The 231-nt window shown below is 71.9% G+C and carries 1 protein-coding gene; it reads right to left on the reverse strand.

Going from position 1 to position 231, the window contains the following annotated elements:
- The coding region (locus SM753_RS21230) for a hypothetical protein (protein ID WP_323193011.1) at positions 1 to 195 on the reverse strand (195 nt) is incomplete at its 3' end.
- Positions 196 to 231: the final 36 nt, after the last annotated feature.

A 231-nucleotide genomic window follows, 5' to 3' on the forward strand; every position in this document is an offset into this window, starting at 1 on the left:
GCCGAGCGCGTCGGTGGTTGCGCGGTCGACGACGCCGCCGAACTCGTAGCGTTCCCCGGCGCGCGGGCCCTCGTCGCCGAACTCGGTGCGGAACTGGACGGGTTGGTCGTCGGCGAGCGCGCCGAGGGCGTCCCTGACTGACTGCGGTGTGTCTGGCGTGGCGCCGTCGGCCTCGCCGGACGGGAGGTCTGACATGGTCGTGGGTTCGTCGACCCCGGACTTAATCTCTCG

This window comes from Halostella sp. PRR32 (genome assembly GCF_034808085.1).
Classification (GTDB): domain Archaea; phylum Halobacteriota; class Halobacteria; order Halobacteriales; family Natronoarchaeaceae; genus Halostella; species Halostella pelagica.